This window comes from Amycolatopsis thailandensis, from assembly GCF_042723255.1.
GTDB classification, from domain to species: domain Bacteria; phylum Actinomycetota; class Actinomycetes; order Mycobacteriales; family Pseudonocardiaceae; genus Amycolatopsis; species Amycolatopsis thailandensis.
In genome coordinates this window covers 51,859-52,316 of sequence record NZ_JBHXJK010000043.1, presented here as the reverse complement: position 1 = coordinate 52,316, position 458 = coordinate 51,859, and positions in this window count along the sequence as shown.

Here is a 458-nt window from a genome sequence, read left to right as displayed (position 1 = left end):
CCGGCCCTCTCGCGGGGGGGGTTTTGGGGGGTGGGGGTGGTGTTTAATGCGGCCCCCAACCCCCCCTTTATCCAACCCCCCCCACGTCTCCTCGGCTGCCCGGCCGGGACTGTGTGGATTTCTGCTCGTCCAACGCACCGAAATCCACACAGTCGGCGTCCTGATTCTGGCGTCGGGCAGGGCTTACCCCAAGATCGCGGGATCACCAAAGGAGCGGGGGACCTTTGCTATCGCCGGTGCCACCAGTTGTGGTCGGGCTCTCCCGCGGCAGGCACAGGTAGTGGGTCGAAGCGGGAAAACTCAAGGAATGAATGGACCATTCACGCCTCCTCGCGCGCCCGACCCGACGTGGGCTGAAGGGGCCCTTCACCGCGTCAGAAGCAAAGAAGGGGGGCGGAACCGCCCAGCAAGCCGGTGAGAGGCGCGACAGACACGCCCTATAAGACCAGGGAGGCCCA